The organism is Lentzea rhizosphaerae (genome assembly GCF_042649515.1).
Lineage (GTDB): Bacteria > Actinomycetota > Actinomycetes > Mycobacteriales > Pseudonocardiaceae > Lentzea > Lentzea aerocolonigenes.
In genome coordinates, this window is the sequence record NZ_JBHRZI010000021.1 from 210435 (window position 1) to 230998 (window position 20564).

Sequence of the window (20564 nt, forward strand, 5' to 3'; positions counted from 1 at the left end):
ACGCCTGCGGAAGGGAGGTTCGATGAGCGACAACTGGGTCACTGTGACGAGTTCGTTCGACACGGTCCGCGTGGAGAGCGCGGCCGACAAGTGGGAACGCGCACAGCTGCTGTTCGAGGTCAGGGACTACGCCAAGGCCGCGCAGCTGCTGGCGGAGGTCGCGGAGGAAGTGCCGTTCCAGACGGACCTCCGGCTGCTGCTGGCACGCGCCTACTACCACTCGGCCCAGCTGGGCAAGGCCGAGTCGCAGCTCCGCGTGATCGTGGAGCGCGACCCGGTCGAGCACTACGCCCACCTGCTGCTCGGACGCACGCTGGAGCGGCAGGGCAGGCCTGAGGAGGCCGCGCCGTGGCTTCGGCTCGCGGCGGCGTTCGGCGGGGAAGTAGCGGAAATTTAGCCGACGTCCAGCTTGGCGAACTGGCGCAGCAGACCCGGCGCGACCCGGCTCGCCAGCCGTGCCGCCTTCGCCTCGACCGTCACCGGTACCACCGGGCGGTTGCGGCGGACGGCGCGCACGATCTCGGCGGCCACGCCCTCGGGGCCGAAGCCGCGCCGGGCGTAGAGGCGGGACGCGCGGTCCTGCTTGCGGCGCTCCTCGTCGGCGCTGACACCGGAGAACGTCGTGGTCGCGGTGATGTTCGTGTTCACCACGCCGGGGCAGATCGCGCTGACGCCGATGGCGTGCGGCGCGAGCTCGGCCCGCAGGCAGTCCGAGAGCATGAACACCGCGGCCTTGCTGGTCGCGTACGCGGAGAGGATCTTCGACGGCAGGTAGGCCGCCGCCGAGGACAGGTTCACGATGTGGCCGCCCTCTCCGCGTTCGACCATCAGCTCGCCGAACGCCCGGCAGCCGTGCACCACACCCCACAGGTTGACGTCCAGCACCCGCTGCCACTGCTCGGTCGACGTCGACAGGAACGACCCCGAGTGGCCGATGCCGGCGTTGTTCACCACGACGTCCGGCACGCCGTGCTCGTCGGCGACCTGCCGCGCCCAGGCCCTGACCGCCTCCTCGGACCGCACGTCGACCTCGTAGGCGTGACCGTCGACCATTCCGGCGGTCTCCTCGGCGGCGGCGAAGTCCACATCGGACACCACCACCCGTGCGCCTCTTTCGGCGAACGCGAGCGCGGTCGCACGGCCGATCCCGCTGCCACCACCGGTGACCACGACGAGCTCGCGCGGGGGAGTGGAGTCCGTGACGAACTCGCTGATCATGCGGGCGAGCGGTTCCGGGTGGCTCAGCGGTGCCCAGTGCCCCGCGGCGATCCGGCGGCGGGTGAGTGCGGGCACCCAGCGCTCCAGGTCGAGCGGCCGCGTGTCGACGTAGCGGTCGCGCGTCGGCTGGATCACCTGCACCGGCATGGGCGCCAGACGCTGCCGGGGTGAGCTCATGACCTGGCGGATGTTGGCCCGGTACAACGAGATCCCGCGCACCGCGTCCCTCGTGATCGTGCTCGCGGGCTTGGCGTGCACGCCTTCGAGGCGCTTCAGCACGCCTCCCCAGCGCGGGCCGAGGTAGAGGCGCCAGAACAGCGGCGCGACCACGGGCAGGTGGAACGCGCCGATGTACCAGGACCTCACGAACTGCTTGAGGTGAGCGAGCGACAGGCCCTTGCGCGACCAGTGCCCCATGTGGTCGAGGCACGGCCCGGAGATCGACGTGAACGTCGCGATCCGCGCACCGGGCGTCGTCACCGCCTCCCACGACTGGATCGAGCCCCAGTCGTGGCCGACGACGTGCACCGGCTCGTCCGGGCTGATCTCGTCGATCACCGCGAACAGGTCCCGCGCCAGGTGTTCGAGCCGATAGCCGGTCTCAGTGGACGGTGGCGTCGACTCGCCCGCACCGCGCACGTCGTACGTGACGACGCGGAAGTCCTTCTCCAGCAACGCGGCCACGCGATCCCACACCGCGTGCGTGTCGGGATACCCGTGCACGAGCACCACGGTCGGCCCGGACGTGCCGCGCACCTGCACGGCGAGTTCGACTTCCCCGGAACGCACCTTCAAAGCTCCTCCAGCACGAGTCGGTCACCGGTCGGCCTGTCCACGCAGATCCGCACGCCACCCACGTCGCACGTGCCGCAGAACCCCTGCCGGCACGAGTAGGCGACCGACGGCCGGAAGTCCCTGATCACGTCCAGCGCGGATCGATCGGCGGGCACGTCGAGGGATACCCCGCTGCGGCGCAGTTCCACCGTGAACGGACGCCCGTCGACGACCGGCGGCGGGCTGAACCGTTCGAAGTGCAGCCAGCGCGACGAGAACTCCGCCCGCACCTGTTCCAGCATCGACGCCGGGCCGCAGCAGTAGACCGCGCCCTGAGGTTGCGCGTCTTCGAGCAGCGGCCCGCCGCGTCCGATCCTGATGTCGACCCGGCCGATCGGCAGCTCGTCGAGGAACGGCATGGCTTTCGTCGAGCGCCCGCAGTACACGAGCCGCCAGTCGAGACCTCGCCGCGCGGCCGCGTGCACCATCGGCAGGATCGGCGTGATCCCGATGCCGCCCGCCACGAACACCACGGGCCCGATCCCGGCGAACGGGAACGCGTTGCGCGGCCCGCGAACCTGAATCCGGTCGCCGACCTGCAACGCCTGCACCTCGCGCGAGCCCGCGCCGACCTCGCGCACGGCGATCCGGTACGTGTCGTCGGCGGGGTCGCCGCACAACGAGTACTGGCGTCGCAGCCCGGACGGCAGGTGCAGATCGACGTGACAACCGGGCTGCCACGCGGGCAGTGCCGTTCCGCCGAACCGGAGGCTGATGACTTCGTCCGCGACCTGCGCGCGTTCGACGACGTCGAGCCACAGCGCGTCCCGTGCGACACCGGGACGCGCCCGGCCTCCGAACCTCGTGACGGCGGCGTCGTAGAGGTCGCCGAACCTCGTGAGACCTCGGAGCATCAGTGCGCCTCGCGGGCTGCGGCCGAGGACGCCAGGTATGCGACGGCCTGCGACGTCGACCCCTCCTGCTTCGGGTGGTACGCCGGGTGGAAGTACCGCAGGAACGCCCGGAAGATCTCCGACAACCGGGGCAGCAACCCCCGTCGCCCGGCCCGCATGACCTCACGCCAGGTCAACCGGACTTTCGTGGTCTTGTCCGCGTGCACCATGAACCGCGCGCCACGCACCCACAGCCAGAAAAGCACCGGTGCCACCAGCAACATCGTGCGCGCGCGACGCACGTACCGGCGGTCGAGGTGACACATCAGGTCGTACGCGACGCTGCGGTGCTCGACCTCCTCGGCCGCGTGCCAGCGCAGCAGGTCCAGCATCACCGGGTGGATGCCCGCCCGGTCGAGCGCGCCGGCGTTCAGCATCCAGTCGCCCAGGTACGCCGTGAAGTGCTCGACGGCGGCGACGATCGCGACCCGTTCGATCAGCTGCTCGCGAAGCTGTGCTTCAGTGAGCCCGGCCTTGGGTCCGAGGATCCGCTGGAAGACGTGCTCCATCTGCCGGGTGAACGGGCGCGGGTCCAGTCCGTTGGCGAGCAGGTGGTCGAGCACCTCGCTGTGCGCCTCGGCGTGCATCGCCTCCTGCCCGATGAACCCGAGCACGTCCTCGCGCAACGTGTCGTCGGAGATCAGCGGCACGGCCTGCTGGAACGTCCGCACGAACCAGCGTTCGCCCTCCGGCAGCAGCAGGTGCAGGACGTTCATGACGTGCGTGGTCACCGGCTCGTCCGGCACCCAGTGCATCGGCAGGGTCGACCAGTCGAATTGCACGTCACGCGGCTGCAGAACGAGGTTGTCCGGCTCCATCGCTTACCTCCGCCAATTACTACGGCACCGTAGCTTTGTGAAAGCTACGCCACCGTAGCAATATGGATCCGTGAACACAACGCGCCGGAAGTACGCCCGTCGCCTGCCCCCGGAGCAGCGCCGCGAGCAGCTGCTGGACGCCGCGCTGACCCTGATCCCGGCGGGCTTCGACACCGTGACGATGGAGGCGGTTGCCAAAGAAGCCCAGGTCACCAAGCCCGTGCTCTACGACCTCTTCGCGAACCGCGCGTCGTTGATCAGCGCCCTGCTCGAACGCGAGGCCACCCGCGCCACCGAACAGGTGATCGCCGCCCTGCCCACCGACTTCGCCACCCGCTCCCCGGACGACGCGTTCGCCGACGCCGTCCGAGTCTTCGTCAACGCCGTCGTGGAGGCCCCCGCCCGCTGGCGCCTGGTGCTCCTCCCGCCCGAGGGCACGCCCCGCGAGTTCCGGGCCCAGGTCGAACTGGTCCGCGCGGGCGTGCTGGCCCAGATCGAGGACCTGGCCGCACTCGGCCTGAAGGAGCTGGGCGGCCTCGACGACCTCGACTCGGGCCTGCTGGGCCACGCGATGCTGGCCCTGGCCGAGATGTCCGGCCGCCTGGTGCTGACCGACCCGGAGAAGTTCACGCCAGACCGTCTGGTGGCCTTCGTGACCCGGATCGCCCACGGCCTGCGCTGAGCACCCGGCGCATGTAGAGCAACGCCTCCCGGTCGTCCATCCCCGGTTTCGCAGCGCTCAGGTCGCCGAGGAGCCGTTGCGCCGCCAACGCCCCGAAGTCGTTGGCGTGCTTCAGATAGCCGAGCACCACCGCGGCTTCTTCCGGAAGGGCGTCCTTGGTGACGGCGACGAACTCGACCGCCACCACACTCGCCGCCACGACGTTGCCGGTCTCCAGCAACTCGTCGACGTGCGCTGCGAGCAACTCGAGCGCCCGGTCGGTGTCACCTCGGCGGAACTCGCGACGCGCCTCGGTGGTCTTGTTGGCCGACAACGTGCCCGGCGGCAGGTCGACGTCCGCGGCCTCGTCGAAGAACGGATCGGGATCGCGGCCCTGGAACATCGCGCTGTACCCGAGCGTCTGCAACGCCCAGTGCAACAGCGTCGGCGGCCCGTGCACCCGGTACCGCTCGGCGAGCTTGGTGACCACGGTGTCCACGTGCTCGAACCGGCCGGCGCCGAGCAGGGTTCCTGACGGCATCAGCTCCAGAAACGCGCTGAGACGGGGATCGTTGAGAGCGGACACCGCGTTCGGGAGGGAGTCGAGAAGGGCTGTGCCGTCGCCGGACGCGTAGGCGCGGGCGTAGCGGCTGAGCGGGTCGTCCGGCGTGCGGGGGAGCGCGGCGGGGGTGGAGCTCTGCGTGTTGCGCTCGGCCACCCAGATCAGCCAGAAGCCGTCCGGTCTCGCCTCGCCACCGCCGCCACCGCCCCCACCGATCAACCGTTCAGCCCAGTCGCCGATCTCCCTCCTCCCCCGCAGCGGCAGCTCCAGGACCACCGGCCGGACCAACGCGTCCGCCAGCCCCAAGTCCCCGGACTCGAACGCCCACGTCACCGCCGCCCGCAGGTTCGGCCACAACTCGGCGAGCCGCCCCACCCCCTCGGCCTCACCAGGACCCGACAACAACGTCCCGACAGCCGCGACCTGCCGCACACACCACGACGCGTGCGCCGCCAACGCCCCCGAGCGGTCCCGGAGCAGCGAGGAAGCGAACTGCCGCAACGGTTCCAGCAGGCGGAACCGCCGTCCGAACGGTCCCTCGTGGACCGCCACCACCGAGCGCTCCACCAGGTCCCCGAGCAGTGAATCGCGAGACACCGCGTCGAGGTCGAACGGCCCGGCGAACACCGAAAGCCGGCAGAACAGCTCCTGCTCCTCGACGGACAACAGGTCGTAGGACCACTGGATCGCCGCCCGCAGCGTCCGGTGCCGCGACGACCCGGTCCGCCGCACGCCGATGTCCAGCCTGGTCAGCAACTCGGCAGGCCGATGACTCCGCACCCGCGCCGCGGCCAGCTCGATCGCCAGCGGAATCCCGTCCAGCCGCTGGCAGAGCTCGTACACGGCAGAGTCACGGGAATACCGCGAGTCCGCTGCACGAGCGCGAAGATCGAACAGCTCAACACTCGCGTCCACATCCAACGGCTCCACAACAACAACCTGCTCGTCGGCGACAGAAAGTCGTTCACGCGAAGTCGCCAGCACACGCACCGACGAGCACACCGTAGAAGCGAACGCCGCAGCACCGTCAAGGACGTGTTCGCAGTTGTCCAGCACCAGCAACGAAGGCCGCGCGGACAAAACAGCCTGCGCCACCGTCACCCCAGGTCGTTCGACGATCCCCAACGCATCGGCCACAGCACGAGGCACTTCAGAAGACGAAGTGATCTCCGCCAAAGAAACGAAAGTCCCGCCCAGCGCCAAAGCCAGCCGCGTCTTGCCGATCCCGCCCGGCCCCACCAACGTCACCACAGGCGACCAGCGCAAGGCTTCCGAGACCAGAACAAGCTCAGCGTCACGCCCGATCAACACCGGGCCAGGAACCTCGGCGTGCGCGAGCACCTCCTGCTCGACCGCCCGCAACGCCGGACCGGGCTCCACCCCGAGCTCCGCCACGAGATGCTGCCGAACCCGTTGGTACACCGCGAGAGCGTCGGCCTGCCGACCGGTCCGATAGAGCGCCGTCATCAACAACGCCGCCAACCCCTCACGGGTTGGATGCTCTGACACGAACGATGACAGCTCACCAACAACAGAGCGCGGATCTGCCATCACACGGCGAGAGAAGTCCATCTCTACCGCCGCCAGCCATTCCTCAACAAGACCGGAAACGGCTGAAGCGAGACCAGGTGCCGAAAGCCCGGCCAACGGCACGCCACCCCACGCAGCGACCGCCGCCGCCGTGTCACCCGCACGGACGAACTGACGGAACTGCGACACGTCGGTGGGCACGTCGAGCCGGTACGCGGCACCAACAGTGGTGATCGCCGACGCGCCGAGGGCTTTCCGCAGCTGCGCGATGTGCCACTGCACCGCCTTGGGAGACGCGGGCGGCGAGTCACCCCACACGAGATCGATCAGGCGCGACACAGGCACCGGCGTTCCCTGCCACAGCGCCAACGCCGCCAGCACCGCCTGCGACCTGGGGGAACCGATGTCGATCGGCTCGCCGTCGTCGGTGGTGGCGCGGACACCACCGAGCAAACCGATCCGCACGGGCGAATTCTCACACACCGAACGCACACCAGGCCCACACCGACGTCAGTCAACGTTCGCGCCATGACTGCACGTGTTGTTGGTTCCCTCTTCATCATCGCAACGGCCGCAGGGGTGGTCAGCGCCGCGACACAAGGCACGGCCAGAGGGCTGATGGTGTTCCTCATGGCGGTGTGCATCGCGTTCATCGCACCCACGTTGTTCCCCACGCTCAAACAACACGGCGAAGCCCTCGCGCTGGGGTACGTCGTCGCCAGGACGCTCGAGGTCGTCTTCCTGATGACCGCTATCGCGCCGTTGGCGAACATCAGGGTCGATGAGCTGTGGGGCCACGCCAGCGCGATCTACTTCTGTGTCAGTGTCGTGCTGCTGAACGTCCTGCTGTTCCGGTCACGGCTCGTACCGCGCTGGATCTCCGTGTGGGCGCTCATAGCCGTGGTGCCTTACCTGACAGGTGCCGTCCTCGTGTTGCTGACCCGCACACAGGTGAGCGCGCTCTTCGTGCCGTTGGCGGTCAACGAGATGGTGCTGGCGGTCTGGCTGCTCATCAGGGGCTTCACGCCCGAACGTGCGTGAGCAGCACCAGCCTCACCTTGCTGCTTTCCGGTAGACCAGGCGGATGTTCTGCGGCCCGGCGGCGGTGTGACGGCGTTCGAACAGCTCGTCCAGCACGGCCACGACAGGGCGGCGCCGAGTCCGGGTGAACACCGGCCGCCAGAGGAACAGGACGAGTTCGCCGCCTGGTCGAAGGACCCGGTGCGCCTCGCGGATCGCTGCCAGGGGGTCCGGCATCTCTTCGAGGCTGTAGCCGTAGAACAGGATGTCGGCGTGGTTGTCGGCCAACGGAAGCAGGCAACCGTCACCGGCCACATAGGACATCCGGGCGCCGGGGGAGTCGTCCAGCCGCTGCTGCAGCGACCGCATGGCCGACGGCGACGGATCGAGGGCGACCAGAGTGCTGCCGGTGCCCAGGTGGGCCTTGAGCGCTGTGGTGTAGAAGCCTCCTCCGCTGCCGACTTCCACGCAGACCGTCCCGGGGCGGCGGCTGATCACGCGCACGTCGTATCGGGGCAGGTCCCATCCGAGGATCATGCGCAGCGCCGGGCTGCTGATCATTCGGTACAGGCCGGCGGGTGTGCGCCAGCCGCCGCCGACACCGGGCTGCGCGGGAGGTGTTGTGCCGGTGCGGAGGTCGAGATCGGTCATCGTGGTTCCTCGGATTCGGGCAGCGCACGCGCGGCTGCGATCGTGGCCAGGACGAACAGGACGGCGCCGGCCACCAGCGCGGCCCGCATGCCGGTCACGAACGCGGCGCGGGCGAGTTCGAGCAGCTGAGCGCTCGCTTCGGGTGGCAGTCCGGCAGCGGCGGCCGTGGCTTCGGTGAGGCCGTCGCGTGCCTGCGATGCCGTGCCCGGAAGACTGGCCGTGTAGATCAGGGTGGCCACGCTGCCCAGAATCGTGACGCCGAGCCCGGCGCCGAGTTCGTAGGCGGTCTCCTCGACAGCGGCCGCGGCACCTGCCTGCTCGGCGGGCGCGGCGGCGAGCAGGGCGTCGGAGGCCGCGGTGAGCGAAACCGAGACCCCGAACCCGGTCGCGGCCAGCACGGGCCCGAGCAGCCACAGGTTCTCCGTCACCGTCAGGCCCGCGGCGGCCGATGTCAGAGCTGCCGCACCGACGACGAAACCGGCGACCGTTGCCCGCCGATTCCCCAGCCGTTGCAACAGCGGACCGGCGACGATGCTGCCGACGACCGCGGCGACCATGACGAACAGCAGCCGCAGCGCCGCCTGCATCGGCTGCAGCGCGAGCACGAGCTGGAGGTACTGCGCGAACAGCAGACCGAGCCCGACCAGCGAGGTCATGACGAGCAGGACACTGCCGACCGCGACGCTGAACGCGCGGTTGCGGAACAGCGTCACGTCGAGGAGCGGCACGGGCAGTTTTCGTTGCCGCCGAACGAACGCGACGAGCAACAGGCACCCGAGCAGTCCTGCCAACGGCCCGAGCACGAACATCGTTCCGCCGTGCGGGGTCTGCTTGATCGCGAAGGCCACCGCGACGACCCCCAGCGCGGCCAGCACCGCGCTGAGCACGTCCCACGGCCCGTCCGGAGGGTCCGCGGACTCTCGAATCAGCCAGTACGTCAGTGGAATCGCCACGACCATCACCGGCACGTTGATCAGGAACGCGGCGTGCCAGGAGAACGTCTCCACCAGAAAACCGCCCAGCAGCGGCCCGAGCACCGCCCCGGAACCGGCGACACCGCTCCAGATGCCGATCGCGACCTGGCGTTCGGCTCGATCAGGAAATGCCTGGCGCAGCAACGACAGCGTGGCCGGCATGATCATCGCGCCGCCTGCGCCGAGCCCCGCCCGCGCGGCGATCAGCACCGCGACGCTCGGGGCCCACGCGCAGGCGAGTGAGGCCAGACCGAACACCACGTAGCCGAGCACCAGGATCCGGCGGCGGCCGTACCGATCGCCGAGCGTGCCGAAGGCGAGCAGCAGAGGTGCCGCGACGAGCGAGTAGACCGCGATGATCCACAGTTGGCTGGTGGCGGTGGGCCGCAGGTCCTGCGACAGCGCGGGCAAGGCCATGTGCAGCACGGTCGCGTCCACGGAGACCAGCAGCAGACTGGCGCACAGGATCGCGAGCACCACCCAGCGCCTGCCCGTCACGACCTCGGCAGAAGGAACGGTCACAACCCGGCCTCACGCCGACAGCGATGCACACCCCCACTCTGACCAATTCCGGTCCGCGCCGCCTCATCCTCAAGGTGATCGCGAATCATTCTTTGGTCGTAGAGCCGCGCAGCCTGATGGCGGGCCTCACCCAGCCGATCGGCTGGTGCTGTGCATCGGCATGCGGTCGCGCCAGCCCACCCCGGCCCCGCGCAGCCGGCCGATCACGAGGAACCCCGCAGCGGCGAGCAGCAGGAACGCGGGCACGAGCAGCAACGCGTCGGGAGTGACCGCGGTGGCCGACCAGCCGCCGTCTCGGGAGGCCCCGTCGATCGTGACTCGCAGAACGCTCAGGTAGGTCAGATGCGCGGCGATGGACGTCCACAGCGAACCAGTGGTGATCCTGGCGATCAACAGGACCGCGCCGAAGATCGGGTACAGAACCGCGTAGGCGATCGGGTCCTCGCCCGCAGGCGCGAATCCGGGCGGCGGCACGTTCTCGCCCAGCAGCGTGCCCACCACCGCGTGCACGACGGACGAGGCGGCGCCGGCGAAGGTGAACAGCGCAACCGTGGTGAGGAACGCCGTCCAGCGGCGCAACGCCTGGTTGAGCGAGGTGTAGACGTACCCGCGGAAGACCAGCTCCTCCGGGAACGCCTCCAGCGCGAACGCGATCAGCCCGTTGACGACGAGGAACTGCACGAGTCTCGCCGGGTCCAGCTGCCCCCAGCTCAGCCAGCCCGCCCACGTGCCGGCGCCGAAGACGACCGCCGCCGAGCCGCCGGTGACCAGTGCGCCGACCCCGAAAGCCCGTGCGCCCCCGCTGAAACCCAGATCGGACAGCGGCAGCCGGTCGACCCGCCGGCGCAGCAGCACGATCAACGACACCGCGAGCACAAGGCAGATCACGGCGGCCAATGCCTGGCGCCCGAGGCCGCTCAACCCGGTGCGGCTGTGCACGGCCTGCGCTGCGGCTCCGGCGGTGCCGAGCGCCACGGCCATCGCACAACCGCCCGCCACCGCTCGCACGACGGCCAGAAGTCTGGACTGGTTCACGCTTCCCCCTGGTGCCTTATTTCGGTCAACTGTACAGAAACAAGGCGGGAGTGTAGAAAGGTCAGGTGCCGAAGATCGTCGACCACGAGCAACGCCGCTGGGAGCTGGTCCGTGCGGTGTGGACGGTCATCCGCGAGCGAGGCGTCCAGGGCGCGTCCGTCCGCGCCGTCGCCCGTCAGGCCGGCTGGTCGCCGAGCTCGGTCCAGTACTACTTCTCCACCCAGGCGGAGCTGCTGTTGTTCGCCCTCAAGGCGATCTCGGAAGCCGCCGACCTCCGACTCGCCGCCCCGGATCTGCCGTCCGATCCCCGCGACCGCGCCCTGACCCAGCTGGAACTGCTGCTTCCGACCGAACCGGACTCGCACGTCGCGACCGAGATCTGGGTGGCGTTCCTGTCCCTGGTGCGCATCGATCCCCAGGCCGGTGAGCTCAACACCGAGGCCCACGCCCGGCTGACCCACCTGTGCCGCGAGCTGCTCGAAGCGATGGCCGACGCCGGGCAGATCGCCCCGGGTGCCGACCTCGACCTCGAAACGAGGCTGCTGCAGGCGTTGTTCGACGGCATCGCCCTGCACGCGGTGACCGTGCCGGACCAGATGCCGCCGACCCTCGTCCGGCGGCTGCTGGAACACCACCTGGCGCGGCTGCGCCTGTCAGGCTGACAGCTCAGGGCACTGGTTTCAGCCAGGTCTCGAGCGTGATCGACTCACCGATCCAGCGGAACTTCTCCAGCCGCTCCGGCGTCATCACGAGCATCGTGACGTACGCGGCGGGTTCGTTGTCTTGGTGCCGGAAGTACAGCACCGCGTTGGCCGGATCCTGCACGAGAGGCTCCAACCTCGCCAGCGACCTCTTGTGCTCAGCCAGAGTCGGCTTCCCGGTGGCCGCCTCGACCACGCACAGGTCGCCCTTGACGAGGTTGCCGAGTTCGCGACGCACGCCGTCCAGGTCGCCCCGGTGCACCTCGACCACGGTCACCCCTCCCTTGGCGCGCCAAGGCAGGCCGAACTCGTCGGCGTGCGCGTCGAGGTAGGCGTAGAGGTCGGTCGGTCGTTCCTTGGAGGGCTGCCATCCGGTGGCGGGCGGCGAGCACGGCGCCGGTCGTGGCAGGACGTTCCACGCGCGGTCCTCTTTGCCGGGGTTGTTCGGGTCCTCCGCGGGCGCGGTTTCGGTGACGGTCAGCGTCCCCGCCTTCCACACACCGGTCAGCAGTGCCAGCGCGACCCTCTTCCCCTCGTGCACGTGCCCCATGGGCAGTTTCGCGAAGTCGACCCCGACAACGGGCACGAAGTACGGGCACTGCGTCGGGTCGGGACCGGTCACACCGTCCCAGCACAACTTGACGGTGCCGTCGCCCTGCTCCACAACGGAACCGCCCGCGCGCACGGTCGTACCGTCCCGCACCACGAGCTTCTCCAGCTTGCTCGCCGGCTCGACCTCGGACGGCGGCGACGATCCGGTCGCGTAGACCAGTCCACCCGCCACCAGCACCACCGCTGCTGCCGCCAGCGCCGGCACCCAGCGCGTTCGCCCGCGCAGCCGTGACACGTCGATCTCGGGCGGTGGCGGCTGGGCGGCGCGCCACTCGTCTCCCGCCCTGTGCAGCAGGTCGTCCACGACGTCGTTCATCCGACCACCTCCAGGTAGGTGCGCAACTTCGTGCGCGCATCCGCCAACGTGGACTTCACCGTTCCCTCGGCGCACCGCATGACCGCCGCGGTCTCGGCGACGGTCAGCCCCGCGAAGTAGACGCAGTCGACGGCCAGCCGCTGTCGTTCGGTCAGCTGGTCGAGCGCGGTCCGCAGGTCCAGGTCGTCGTCAGGGCCGCGCCCGGTCACGGCGACGTCGTCGACCGCCGGCGCGAGCCGTCTGACCTTGGCGGCGGCTTTGCGCGCCTGGTCGGCGGTGATCGCCAGCAGCCACGCCGACGGCGCACCGCGCGCCGCGTCGTACTGCCGGCGTTTGATCCACGCCCTGACCAGTGACTCCTGCACGATGTCGTCGCGGTCGGCGCCAGGCGCGAGTCGCGCCGCCAGCCGTGCCATCGCCGTGACGTGCGGACCGGCCCAAGCGGCGAAGTCCTCAGCGTTCATGCCCCGTCTACCCCTGGAGACAGGTGGTCGGTTGGGGCACGGACCTGAAGTTGCTGCGGATGGAGCAGGGGCAGCGCCGGCGAGATCAAGCCCGGACGTGCGTGAGCAACGCCAGCCCGGTCGGGTCGTAGCCCACCGACACGGGACGGCCTGGCAGCAGCGCGCGCACGGCGGGCTCGTCGCGTTCGATCACCTGCCAGTCCATCAGGTACTCGAGTGACCACCGGAACGGGTTGCCGGTCTTGGTGCTGGAGAAGTAGAAGGTTCCGCCAGGACGGCACAGCCTGGTCAGCACCGCCTCCGTCAGCCGGACGGCCGCGCGGTCGTTCAGGTAGTCGTACAGGCCGTTGACGAGCACCAGGTCGAACGGCCCGAGCTCGGCGAGGCGGGGGAGGGCGCGGAAGACGTTGCCGGGGACCGCGGTCGTGAAGCCGTTGAGCAGGCCGAGCCGCTTCTGCGCCAGTTCCAGCGCGTCCGGGTCGACGTCGGTGAGCACGAACCTGTCGCCGGGCCGGACCGTGCCGGGCGGGATGTGCCGCAGGTCCGGGGCGGCACCGGAGGCGATCACCAGCACCGATCGCGGGCCGGAGCGCGGCGCGGTGAGGACGTCGCTGATCAGCCGGGCCTGGTGCATCACCCGGTTGCGCAGCTGCTGGGTGATCGCCGAGTTCTGCAGGTTCGTCTCGACGTGCCAGCCGAGCGTGCCCGGTGCGGCCTCCACCGCCTGGGCCAGGACGTGCTCGACGAGCCGGAAGTCGCTGGGGTAGCCGCGAGCCCACTCCTGCTCGTCACGCATGAAGGGCGAACGCCCGCACGCCGACCGCGCGGGCTGGACGATCGCGGCGATGTCCTCGTCCGGCACGCCCGCGAGCACGCTGGACCCGATCTGCGCGCCGAGGGTGCGGAAGCGGCCGCCGACCAGCATGTGCGCCGAGGGGTCGGTGAGGTTGAACTCCTTCTCACCGCGCAGGAAGCCGTCCACGGCGTCGCTGAGCCGGTGCAGGGCGTCGGTGCTGTGCGGGAGAACGGTCATCAGGCACTTCCCTCGCTGCGGCAACGGTTCCAGAGCCTGTCAGTCGACGCCGCCGCCCGACAGAGGCTTTCGGGTAATACGGGGAAAACCCTGCCGCGGTTCGGGGGTTGGCCTCGTGGTCGCACCACGTGAGAAAGCGAACTCTGGACGTCACCCGAAAGGAGTTCGACGATGACGGAGTGGCTCAACGAGCTCGCCTCGTGGGCGTGGGCACGGCACCACAACGAGCTCAGCTGGTACATCCGGCCGCTGTTCCTGCTGCCGTTCGCGTACTTCAGCTACCGGCGCAGCGGGTGAGGCATCGCGCTCACCCTGGTGGCGCTCGCGACGAGCATGGCCTGGTTCCCGGCGCCGGAGCACCCGACGCCTGCTCGGCGGGCTGGCTGCGGCGCTGTGGCGGCGTTCGCTCGTGTGGGCACTGGTCGTGATCAACGGCGGTGGCCTGTTCAAGATCGCGTGGACGTTCTTCGTGAGCGACACGGCGGGCGTGGTGCAGCACCTGTACCCGGCGGTGGCAGGACTTCTGGTGGTGAACGCGGTCGTGGTGGTCGTCTGGAGGCGACGGCACGTGGTTGCATCGGTCCATGCGGGTAGCGGTAGCTGACGACGCGGCGCTGTTCCGCGAGGGCGGCTGGCCGAGAGCTCGCCCGAACTGCTCGTCGCGGCACGGGAGGAGCACGCACGGGCGCTGGACGACCTGCGTGAGCTGGCCCGGGGCATCTACGGTGCTCGGCCTGGACGACCGCGTGGCCGCCGTCGGCGGGCGGCTGACCCTGCTCTCACCGGTCGGCGGGGGAACGACGGTGCGGGCGGAGTTCAGCGACTCGCGGCGCTGACCGCGTCCGCGATCGCCTGGTGCCCGGCCGGAGTGGGGTGCACGTCGGTGTGGTCGCAGAAGTAGGTGATCGTGCACACCTCCGCGACCGAGGACGGGATCTGCCCGTACTTCGGGTCGTGCGTGAGCTCGGTCAACGCCCCGTAGCCGCCGGTCTTGCCGGTGATGTCGACGTACTTCGCACCGAACTTCGCGTACTCGGCGGCGACCTGGCTGTTGAAGTCCTCGTACAACGTCACCGACGTGCGGGCCAGGTCCTCGCCGTTCGGGAACTCGGGGTTCACCCACGCCCCGAGGAACACGTCCGGATAGGACAGTCCGACGATCTTCACGTCCGGTGCCGCCTCCCGGAACCGGGTGAGCGCGGTCGCGATGTTGGTCCTGGTGTCGGCGGCGACCCCGGCAGCGCACTCGGCCGGGTTCTCCGCCACCGCGCACGGTTCCAGCAGGTCGTTGCTGCCGATGACCATCGTGATCAGGCCGACGTCACTGGTGCGCAACGCCTCGACGGTCGCGTCGACCTGGGTCCTGCCCTCGGTCTCTGGCCCGCACGCGGGCTGGGAGAGCAGGTCGGCGGAGGTGGCGCCGTTGCAGGCGAAGTTCACCAGGTTCAGGCCCTCCTGCCTGGCCACGATCCGCGCGAAGCTCTCGCCGGTCCCTTCAGGACTCAGGCCCGTCGCGTAGGAGTCGCCGAGCGACACGTACGTCCGCAGCCCGGGCTGCGCGGCGACGGCCGACTCGGGCAGAGGTGCCGTGCACGCCGTGAGCGCCGTCAGCAACGCCACGACCAGGGCGAACCTCGGCACACGTGCTCCTTTGTATCGGCAACCGATGGGCCGAGGTTACGCAACTGTCCGTGAGGGCCGCGTCAGCGGGCCGCAGCGGTGACGGCCTCGGCGATCGCCTGGTGGCCCGCCGGCGTGGGGTGTACGTCGGTGCGGTCGCAGAAGTGCGTGAGCGTGCACACCTTGGCGACCGAGGCCGGGATCCGGCCGTACTTCGGATCCTGGGTCAGCTCGGTCAGCGCGCCGTACCCGCCGGTCGCCTCGGTGATGTTCGCGAACTTCGCGCCGAACCGGCCGTACTGGGCGGCGATCTTGGTGTTGAAGTCCTGGAACATCGTGACCGACAGCTGGGCGAGGTTCTTGCCGTTCGGGAACGACGGGTTCACCCACGCGCCGAGGAACACGTCCGGGTAGGTCAGCCCGACGATCTTCACGTCCGGCGCGGCCTCTCGCAGCTCGGCGAGCGTGCCGGCGACGTTGGTCTGGATGTCGGCGACGGTCCTGGTGGCGCACTGCAACGGGTCCTGGGCGATCGCGCACGGTGCCAGGTCGTTGCCGCCGATCACCACGGTGACCAGGCCGTCCTTCTTGCCACGCACCGCCTCGACGGCGGCGTCGAGCTGGGTCTTGCCCCCGGCGTCGGACCCGCAGGCGGGCTTGGTGGCGAGGTCGGCGGACGTGGCGCCGTTGCACGCGAGGTTGACGAGCTTCAGGCCAGACTGCTTCGCCACGATCTGCGCGAAGCTCTCACCGGTGCCGCTCGGCCCGAAGCCCGTCGCGTACGAGTCACCGATCGACACGTAGACCTGCTGCGCGGGCGGCGGCGCGCTGCTGGAGGTGGGGACCGCCGGCCTGGACTCGGGCGTGGTCGAGGTGCACGCGGCCAGCGCCGTCAGCAACCCTACGACCAGGACGAACCTCGGCACACCTGCTCCTTGTGATCGGGAACCGATGTACCGAGGCTACGAAACCGCCCGTGAGGGTCGTGTCAGCGGAACCCGCGCAGACGCAGGCTGTTGCTGACCACGAAGACAGGTTGCCCTTGATCGTCGCCAACGTGCGGCGCGAGAGCCTGATCGCGTCCACGGCGGCCCGCAGGTCACCGCGCACCAGCGTGAGGTCGCTGGCCTCGATCGCGGCGTCGATGCCCATCGCCACGACCCGACCCTCGTCCTGGAGACGCTTCACGACGTCGACCTTGTCCGCGGGCAGCACCTGCTTCGGCCGTGGAGATCTGGGGGAGCGGTGCGCTCTACCGCCATTTATACCCTAGGGGGGTATGGGTATGTCAAACGGTCACCCCGGTGGTGCCCAGCGGCAGGCCGGAGAAGTTCGTCGTGCCGGTCACCGCGGTGATCATCGTCGGGCTGTTCCTGGTGCAGCGCAGGGGAAGCGCGGCGGTAGGGAGGTTCTTCGGGCCGGTGATGATCCTGTGGTTCGGCGCGATCGGCGCGGCCGGGATCGCGGGCATCACGAAGCATCCGGAGATCCTCAAGGCGTTGTCGCCGACCTACGCGCTCGGATTCTTCTTCGGACATTTCGACATCGCGTTCTTCGCCCTGGCCGCGGTCGTGCTGGCGGTGACGGGCGCCGAGGCGCTGTACGCGGACATGGGGCACTTCGGGCGGCCCGCGATCGCGCGCGGGTGGTTGTTCCTGGTGTTCCCGGCGTGCGTGCTCAGCTACCTGGGGCAGGGCGCGCTGGTCCTCGACGACGAGGCGAACGTCAGCGGGCCGTTCTTCCTGCTCGTGCCGGAGTGGGGGCGCTGGCCGATGGTCGTGCTCGCGACGGCGGCGACCGTGATCGCGTCGCAGGCCGTGATCACCGGCGCGTACTCCGTGGCGTCGCAGGCCGCGCAGCTCGGGTACCTGCCGCGGTTGCGCATCGCGCACACGTTGGTCGTGGTGTCCATCGAGACTGAACCGGTGCCGCGCGTGCCGCCCGACCGCCGGATCGAGGTCGACGAGCTCGGATACGCCGACGACGGGATCATCCACGTGAGCGCGCGCTTCGGGTACATGGAGACGCCGGACGTGCCGGCGGCGCTCGCGTTGCTGGAGCCCTCGCAGACCGAGGGTGCGCTGAACCTCGACCAGGCGTGGTACTTCCTGTCGAAGATCGAGCTGCAACGCGGCAAGGCGCCGACGATGGCGGCCTGGCGCAAACGCCTGTTCGTCGCGACCTCCTACATCACGGCCGACGCCGCGGAGCACTTCGGACTGCCGCGGGAACGAACGGTGATCATGGGAGCCCACATCGACGTTCAGGCCGGGGGATCACCGGTCGGGGCGCGTGCCCCGACCGGTTCGCGCTGTGGATCAGAGGCGGTAGAAGTTCTCGTAGTGGTCCGGCGAGAAGTAGACGGCACCGTCGGTGCGGTCGACGACGATCCGGTACGCGTCCCGGGAAGCGTTGCAGGTGCGCGGGTAGACGTCGAACTCCTGGTAGCGGTGGTTCGACGGCAGCTGGCCCTCGCGGTTCTGGAAGGTGCCGCCGGCGAAGTTGCACTGCCCGTTCGGCCAGCTGTACCAGCCGCGTGAGCTGGGGTAGCCCTTCGACGACCAGGTCGAGTTGGCCGAGCGTGCCGCGGAACACCGCGACTGGGTGCAGGAGCTGTGGACGTCGGCGTTGGCCGCGGGCGTGACGACGGTCGTGACGCCGAGGACGGACGCGACGACGGCGAGAGCGGCGAACAGGCGCCGTGCCCGGTGTGACTGCAGGGTGAGCACTTCAGACCTCCATCGGCAGGGTGCGTGGATGTCGTGATCATTTCTGTTGATCACCACGGGCCGGTGAACGGCGGGCGAAGCGCCGTGTAACGGCGGTGGCATGTTCACGTTCCCACGAACGGCGGTCCGGCATCTCCTTCTGGACCAACTGCAGTGGCAGCCTCTGAACGCCCGAGTTGATCAACTCCGAACAGCCGATTGATCGTGCTGCCTCGGAGGATAGATTTGTCCTATGACAGCACGGAAGCACTTGTTGGTGCTGTTGACCCTGCTCACCGCCGCCTGCACGGCCGAGCAGGGCGGCACGCCCTTCGCCGCCCCGAGGATCTCGTCTCCTCCCTCCGCGGACCTGGGACCGTCCACAAAGGTGAGTGCCGTCGTGGACGGCCGCACCGTCGAACTGGCGGACGGCACCCGAGCCCGCATCTCGCTGCTCGCCGAACCGTCCTCATGCGCCGCCCCCGCCGCGCTCGAGTTCGCGACGAAGACGTTGCTGGACAAGGAGGTCCGCGTCAGCAGCATCACGCCGGGCGAGGTCTCCCTGGTGCTCCAGGACGGCGCCGACTACGCGTTGCTGGCGGTCAAGAACGGTGTCCTGCGCACCACCGGTGTGGACGGCGGACCGCTCATCGAGGCGGAAACCAAGGCGGCACAGGCGAAACTCGGCCTGTGGGCGCAGGACTGTGCCACGTCGACCGCACCGCGGCCGCCGGCCTCGACGTCGACCACCACCACCCCGCCACCTCCGCCTCCACCGCCGTGCGTCGTCGTGTACCGGGTCACCAACGAGTGGCCCGGCGCGTTCCAGGCCCAGGTGACCGTGCGCAACGTCAGCGGTGCGCTGGTCAACGGGTGGACGTTGCGCTGGCGGTTCACCGACGGCCAGACCGTGGCGCAGATGTGGAACGGGACGGTGTCCCAGGCCGGTGGCGACGTGACGGTGACCAACGCCGGGTACAACGCGTTGATCGTGGTGGACGGGTCGGTCGAGATCGGGTTCAACGGGTCGGTGACCGGGCCGAACTCAGTGCCGGGTTCGTTCACGCTGAACGGCAGGACCTGCACGGCCGGATAGGTGCGGAGGTTTCCACTCAGTGGAAGCCTCCGGTCGACGGCGGCGGGCCCGGCTCCCTAGCGTCTGATCTCGTGACGACCAGCCAGCACGAGATCAGCGACGAGATCGCGAAGATCCAGGCCGACACACCGACCGGTGCGCCGCTGCTGGACTTCCCGCCGTACCGCAGCACCCGGCTGCGCCACCCGACCAAGGAGTTCCAGCAGGTCGACCCGGAGGGCGCCGAGCTGCTCGCGCCGGTCTTCGGGCACTCCGACGTCGCCGCAGTCGAGGCCGACCTCACGATCGGGCGGGGTGGCGACCCGATCGGCGAGCGCATCCGCGTGCACGGCAGGGTGCTCGACGGCGACGGCCGCCCGGTGCGGCGCCAGCTCGTCGAGATCTGGCAGGCCAACGCGGCCGGTCGTTACTCGCACCAGGGCGACCAGCACCCGGCACCGCTGGACCCGCACTTCACCGGCGTCGGCCGCTGCCTGACCGACGACGACGGCTGGTACTCGTTCACGTCGATCAAGCCCGGCCCCTACCCGTGGCGCAACCACCACAACGCCTGGCGGCCGGCGCACATCCACTTCTCGTTGTTCGGCACCGACTTCACCCAGCGGTTGATCACCCAGATGTACTTCCCCGGCGACCAGCTGCTGGCGCTGGACCCGATCGCCCAGTCGATCACCGACCCCGCCGCGCTGTCCCGGCTCATCGCCACGTACGACCACTCGCGGTCCGAGCACGAGTGGCTGCTCGGCTACCGCTGGGACATCGTGCTGACCGGAAGCCACGCGACCTACCTGGAGCCGTCCGATGACTGAAGCGACTCCCGGCCAGACCGTCGGCCCGTTCTTCCACCACGCGCTGGCGTTCCCCGGCGACTCCGAGCTGATGCCGTTCGGTTCGGCCGGATCCGTGGTGCTGCACGGGTACGTCTTCGACGGCGCCGGTGACCCGGTGCCGGACGCGATGATCGAGATCAGGCAGTCCGACGCCTCGGGCGTGGTGCCGAGCGTCGGCGGTTCGTTGCGGCGGCGGGGCGCCGGTTTCACGGGCTGGGGGCGGTGCTGCACCGACAGCGCCGGACACTACTGGTTCAGCACCGTCGAGCCCGGGCTGCCGTTCTTCGCGGTGACCGTGTTCGCGCGCGGGCTGCTCGACCGGCTGTTCACGCGGATCTACCTGCCCGAAGCTTCCGGTGCCGTGGACGGTTTGGTGGCGGCGCGGGAGGACGACGGTCGTCTCCGGTTCGACATCCACCTGCAAGGGCCGTCCGAGACGGTCTTCTTCAAGTTCCCGCGGACCTGA

The 20564-nt window shown here is 69.7% G+C and carries 22 protein-coding genes and 2 pseudogenes; 11 read left to right on the plus strand and 13 right to left on the minus strand.

What is annotated here, in order from left to right:
• Nucleotides 1-22: 22 nt before the first annotated feature.
• Nucleotides 23-397 (plus strand): tetratricopeptide repeat protein, encoded by a 375-nt coding sequence (locus ACFOWZ_RS26140; RefSeq protein WP_382376525.1) that lies wholly within the window; start codon nucleotides 23-25, stop codon nucleotides 395-397.
• On the opposite strand, the gene ACFOWZ_RS26145 is transcribed toward ACFOWZ_RS26140, so the two are convergent.
• From ACFOWZ_RS26145 to ACFOWZ_RS26155, 3 genes are read right to left on the minus strand one after another with little or no spacing between them, the layout of a single operon-like run.
• Entirely contained in the window at nucleotides 394-2007 is a 1614-nt protein-coding gene (locus tag ACFOWZ_RS26145; protein WP_382376526.1) for an SDR family oxidoreductase, read from the minus strand. The genes ACFOWZ_RS26140 and ACFOWZ_RS26145 overlap by 4 nt on opposite strands.
• Nucleotides 2008-2009: 2 nt before the next feature.
• Nucleotides 2010-2906 (minus strand): PDR/VanB family oxidoreductase, encoded by an 897-nt coding sequence (locus tag ACFOWZ_RS26150; protein WP_382376527.1) that lies wholly within the window; start codon nucleotides 2904-2906, stop codon nucleotides 2010-2012.
• Nucleotides 2906-3763, minus strand: a complete 858-nt coding sequence (locus ACFOWZ_RS26155; RefSeq protein ID WP_382376528.1) for a metal-dependent hydrolase — start codon at nucleotides 3761-3763, stop codon at nucleotides 2906-2908. The genes ACFOWZ_RS26150 and ACFOWZ_RS26155 overlap by 1 nt, the downstream gene beginning before the upstream one ends.
• Nucleotides 3764-3833: 70 nt before the next feature.
• Between ACFOWZ_RS26155 and ACFOWZ_RS26160 the strand changes: the two genes are divergently transcribed.
• Nucleotides 3834-4445, plus strand: a complete 612-nt coding sequence (locus tag ACFOWZ_RS26160; RefSeq protein ID WP_382376529.1) for a TetR/AcrR family transcriptional regulator — start codon at nucleotides 3834-3836, stop codon at nucleotides 4443-4445.
• Here ACFOWZ_RS26160 and ACFOWZ_RS26165 read toward each other — a convergent pair.
• Nucleotides 4390-6981, minus strand: coding sequence for an AfsR/SARP family transcriptional regulator (locus tag ACFOWZ_RS26165; protein WP_382376530.1), 2592 nt, complete (start codon nucleotides 6979-6981; stop codon nucleotides 4390-4392). The genes ACFOWZ_RS26160 and ACFOWZ_RS26165 overlap by 56 nt on opposite strands.
• Before the next feature lie 63 nt (nucleotides 6982-7044).
• On the opposite strand from ACFOWZ_RS26165, the gene ACFOWZ_RS26170 reads away from it, so the two are divergent.
• On the plus strand, nucleotides 7045-7557 hold the full coding sequence (locus ACFOWZ_RS26170; protein ID WP_382376531.1) for a DUF4386 domain-containing protein: 513 nt from the start codon (nucleotides 7045-7047) through the stop codon (nucleotides 7555-7557).
• A 12-nt stretch (nucleotides 7558-7569) separates the two neighbouring features.
• Here the strand turns inward: ACFOWZ_RS26170 and ACFOWZ_RS26175 are convergent, their stop codons facing one another.
• From ACFOWZ_RS26175 to ACFOWZ_RS26185, 3 genes are all read right to left on the minus strand, one after another.
• Complete coding sequence (locus ACFOWZ_RS26175) at nucleotides 7570-8187, minus strand: class I SAM-dependent methyltransferase (RefSeq protein WP_382376532.1); 618 nt, start codon at nucleotides 8185-8187, stop codon at nucleotides 7570-7572.
• Nucleotides 8184-9683, minus strand: a complete 1500-nt coding sequence (locus ACFOWZ_RS26180) for an MFS transporter (RefSeq protein ID WP_382376533.1) — start codon at nucleotides 9681-9683, stop codon at nucleotides 8184-8186. Before ACFOWZ_RS26180 ends, ACFOWZ_RS26175 begins: the two co-directional genes overlap by 4 nt.
• A 126-nt stretch (nucleotides 9684-9809) precedes the next feature.
• Nucleotides 9810-10718, minus strand: a complete 909-nt coding sequence (locus ACFOWZ_RS26185; protein WP_382376534.1) for a CPBP family intramembrane glutamic endopeptidase — start codon at nucleotides 10716-10718, stop codon at nucleotides 9810-9812.
• Nucleotides 10719-10783: 65 nt separating this feature from the next.
• Here ACFOWZ_RS26185 and ACFOWZ_RS26190 point away from each other — a divergent pair, with 65 nt between their 5' ends.
• On the plus strand, nucleotides 10784-11380 hold the full coding sequence (locus ACFOWZ_RS26190; protein WP_382376535.1) for a TetR/AcrR family transcriptional regulator: 597 nt from the start codon (nucleotides 10784-10786) through the stop codon (nucleotides 11378-11380).
• A 4-nt stretch (nucleotides 11381-11384) separates the two neighbouring features.
• On the opposite strand, the gene ACFOWZ_RS26195 is transcribed toward ACFOWZ_RS26190, so the two are convergent.
• The 3 genes from ACFOWZ_RS26195 to ACFOWZ_RS26205 form a co-directional block, all read right to left on the minus strand.
• Nucleotides 11385-12347: a hypothetical protein gene (locus ACFOWZ_RS26195; RefSeq protein ID WP_382376536.1), complete on the minus strand. Its 963-nt coding sequence runs from the start codon at nucleotides 12345-12347 to the stop codon at nucleotides 11385-11387.
• Nucleotides 12344-12811: an RNA polymerase sigma factor gene (locus tag ACFOWZ_RS26200; protein ID WP_382376537.1), complete on the minus strand. Its 468-nt coding sequence runs from the start codon at nucleotides 12809-12811 to the stop codon at nucleotides 12344-12346. The genes ACFOWZ_RS26195 and ACFOWZ_RS26200 overlap by 4 nt, the downstream gene beginning before the upstream one ends.
• 85 nt (nucleotides 12812-12896) lie before the next feature.
• The gene (locus ACFOWZ_RS26205) at nucleotides 12897-13844 is read right to left on the minus strand and encodes a class I SAM-dependent methyltransferase (protein ID WP_382376538.1); all 948 of its coding nucleotides are present in this window, start codon (nucleotides 13842-13844) and stop codon (nucleotides 12897-12899) included.
• A gap of 171 nt (nucleotides 13845-14015) precedes the next feature.
• Here ACFOWZ_RS26205 and ACFOWZ_RS26210 point away from each other — a divergent pair, with 171 nt between their 5' ends.
• From ACFOWZ_RS26210 to ACFOWZ_RS26220, 3 genes are all read left to right on the plus strand, one after another.
• Nucleotides 14016-14141, plus strand: a complete 126-nt coding sequence (locus ACFOWZ_RS26210; protein ID WP_382376539.1) for a hypothetical protein — start codon at nucleotides 14016-14018, stop codon at nucleotides 14139-14141.
• 112 nt (nucleotides 14142-14253) lie between these two features.
• Nucleotides 14254-14448 carry a hypothetical protein gene (locus tag ACFOWZ_RS26215; RefSeq protein ID WP_382376540.1) on the plus strand — a complete coding sequence of 65 codons (195 nt, stop codon included), beginning with the start codon at nucleotides 14254-14256 and terminating at the stop codon, nucleotides 14446-14448.
• Nucleotides 14429-14680 carry a hypothetical protein gene (locus ACFOWZ_RS26220; RefSeq protein ID WP_382376541.1) on the plus strand — a complete coding sequence of 84 codons (252 nt, stop codon included), beginning with the start codon at nucleotides 14429-14431 and terminating at the stop codon, nucleotides 14678-14680. The genes ACFOWZ_RS26215 and ACFOWZ_RS26220 overlap by 20 nt, the downstream gene beginning before the upstream one ends.
• Here the strand turns inward: ACFOWZ_RS26220 and ACFOWZ_RS26225 are convergent.
• Nucleotides 14661-15485, minus strand: coding sequence for an SGNH/GDSL hydrolase family protein (locus tag ACFOWZ_RS26225; protein WP_382376542.1), 825 nt, complete (start codon nucleotides 15483-15485; stop codon nucleotides 14661-14663). The two genes, ACFOWZ_RS26220 and ACFOWZ_RS26225, sit on opposite strands and share 20 nt — an antisense overlap.
• A gap of 62 nt (nucleotides 15486-15547) precedes the next feature.
• Complete coding sequence (locus tag ACFOWZ_RS26230) at nucleotides 15548-16390, minus strand: SGNH/GDSL hydrolase family protein (protein WP_382376543.1); 843 nt, start codon at nucleotides 16388-16390, stop codon at nucleotides 15548-15550.
• A 411-nt stretch (nucleotides 16391-16801) separates the two neighbouring features.
• Here ACFOWZ_RS26230 and ACFOWZ_RS26235 point away from each other — a divergent pair.
• Nucleotides 16802-17710: pseudogene (locus ACFOWZ_RS26235) on the plus strand (KUP/HAK/KT family potassium transporter); the annotation flags it as partial.
• Nucleotides 17711-17782: 72 nt separating this feature from the next.
• Here ACFOWZ_RS26235 and ACFOWZ_RS26240 read toward each other — a convergent pair.
• Nucleotides 17783-18019 (minus strand): annotated as a pseudogene (locus ACFOWZ_RS26240) (ribonuclease domain-containing protein); the annotation flags it as partial.
• A 406-nt stretch (nucleotides 18020-18425) separates the two neighbouring features.
• Between ACFOWZ_RS26240 and ACFOWZ_RS26245 the strand changes: the two are divergent.
• The 3 genes from ACFOWZ_RS26245 to pcaG all read left to right on the plus strand — a co-directional run bounded on the left by ACFOWZ_RS26245 (nucleotide 18426) and on the right by pcaG (nucleotide 20564).
• The gene (locus ACFOWZ_RS26245) at nucleotides 18426-19268 is read left to right on the plus strand and encodes a cellulose binding domain-containing protein (protein WP_382376544.1); all 843 of its coding nucleotides are present in this window, start codon (nucleotides 18426-18428) and stop codon (nucleotides 19266-19268) included.
• Nucleotides 19269-19339: 71 nt separating this feature from the next.
• Nucleotides 19340-20077: a protocatechuate 3,4-dioxygenase subunit beta gene (gene pcaH / locus ACFOWZ_RS26250; protein WP_382376545.1), complete on the plus strand. Its 738-nt coding sequence runs from the start codon at nucleotides 19340-19342 to the stop codon at nucleotides 20075-20077.
• Nucleotides 20070-20564: a protocatechuate 3,4-dioxygenase subunit alpha gene (pcaG, locus tag ACFOWZ_RS26255; RefSeq protein WP_382376546.1), complete on the plus strand. Its 495-nt coding sequence runs from the start codon at nucleotides 20070-20072 to the stop codon at nucleotides 20562-20564. Before pcaH ends, pcaG begins: the two co-directional genes overlap by 8 nt.